Here is a 1,710-nt window from a genome sequence, read left to right on the forward strand (position 1 = left end):
CGCCCCCCCTGCGGTCCTTGCGGCGCCGGGCTGCGCCCTCGTGCCTGCCCATTTTCGTCCCACCCCACCGCCCCGCACCTCGTGCTCGCGCCCGCTGGACGCTCGCGGGCGCGCGCCACCGCAGTTTTATGGGTCAAAATCGCGTCCCGAACGCGTTTTTTAAGCCGAGCGCGCACCGACCGTCAGTATGCTCGTCGTCGTCTCGGACACCCACTCGCGCGAGGAGTCGAAGCTACAGGGTCGGACCGCGGAGGCGGTCCGCGCGGCCGACCTCGTCGTCCACGCCGGCGACTTCTACCGCGAGTCGGTCCTCGACGCCTTCGAGTCGGCGGCGCGGACGCTCCGCGGCGTGTACGGCAACAACGCCGACGCCGCGATCCGCGATCGGCTTCCGGAGATCCGCACGGTCGAGTACGAGGGCGTCCGGTTCGCGGTCACCCACCGCCACCGCAGCGGGGACACGGGGCTGGTCATGCTCGGTCGGGGGCGCGACGCGGACGCCGTGATCTGCGGGCACAGCCACCGCCCGCGGTTCGACGACTCGGGAGACCTCCCAATCTTGAACCCGGGGAGCCACGCGCAGCCGCGGGGGAACCGAGCGGCCCACGCCGAGCTGGAGCCGGTGGGTGGGAATGGACCCGGAGAGGGCGAGACCGCGCTCGACGGGCGGCTCGTCACGCCCGAGGGCGAGGTCTTCGAGACGTTCCGGATCGACCCGTGAAAAGCACCGCCCGCGGAGGGGGTAAGCGGGCGGGACGCGACGCCCCGCGGGCCGGACCGCGTCGGCGGCTCGGAACGGCCGGCGGAGGGGAAGGGAGGGGAGTGATCGTCGACGGACCGATCCGCTCGACGCGGAGCGATCGCGGGGGAGAGGGCCGAAGCGGGGGTCGCGTCCGTATCTTCCGCCGGGAATAGCTTATAGCTAGCTTAGGGACAAAAGCGCGTTTTAGTCACTCTCCGGCGTCGGACGCGGCTGCCGAAACGCATAACACTGTGCCGACGGATTCGAGTGTATGCTCTCGGTCGAACCGTTGTTCGTCATCATTCTCGTCGGTCTGCTCGGGCTCTTCTTCTTCGGGTTTCTGCTCGTCCGGCGCACGCTGACCGGGCTCCGAGAGGGGTACGAGGACGGCCAGCGGTAATGGTCGTCGCTACCGTTCTCACCCTCGGCGTCGCCGGCGCTGCGAGCATGTTCATGGCGTGGTCGATCGGCGCCGGTTCGTCGGGGTCGACCCCGTTCGCCCCGGCGGTCGGCGCGAACGCGATCTCCGTGATGCGCGCCGGACTGATCGTCGGCGTATTGGGACTCCTCGGCGCGGTGTTGCAGGGCGCGAACGTGACCGAGGCGGTCGGCACCGAGCTGATCGGCGGCGTCACCCTCACGGCCGGCGCGGCCATCGTCGCGCTGCTCACCGCGGCCGCGCTCGTCGCGGTCGGCGTGTTCGCGGGGTACCCGATCGCGACCGCCTTCACCGTCACCGGCGCGGTGGTCGGCGTCGGCCTCGCGATGGGCGGCGACCCGGCGTGGTCGAAGTACACGGAGATCCTCACGCTGTGGGTGCTCACTCCGTTCGTCGGCGGCGGCATCGCCTACGTCGTGGCGCGCTCGCTGATCGGCGATCGGCTCCCCGAACGGGCGCTTACCGCCGGGCTCGCCGGGGTCGTCGGCGCGATCGTCGCGAACGTCGGGTTCGCGCTGCTGGCCCCCCC

General features: G+C 71.2%; 3 protein-coding genes. All 3 read left to right on the forward strand.

Going from position 1 to position 1,710, the window contains the following annotated elements; translation table 11 throughout:
• The first annotated feature begins 187 nt into the window (after positions 1-187).
• A complete protein-coding gene (locus OQF71_RS14485; protein ID WP_280588515.1) occupies positions 188-721 on the forward strand; it encodes a metallophosphoesterase in 534 nt (177 codons plus the stop codon).
• A 292-nt stretch (positions 722-1,013) separates the two neighbouring features.
• A complete protein-coding gene (locus tag OQF71_RS14490) occupies positions 1,014-1,142 on the forward strand; it encodes a hypothetical protein (RefSeq protein ID WP_254922009.1) in 129 nt (42 codons plus the stop codon).
• Positions 1,142-1,710: inorganic phosphate transporter (locus tag OQF71_RS14495; protein WP_280588517.1), on the forward strand; the 569-nt coding region annotated here is incomplete at its 3' end. The genes OQF71_RS14490 and OQF71_RS14495, both read left to right, overlap by 1 nt.

Source organism: Halorubrum sp. Boch-26, from assembly GCF_029889805.1.
GTDB lineage: Archaea > Halobacteriota > Halobacteria > Halobacteriales > Haloferacaceae > Halorubrum.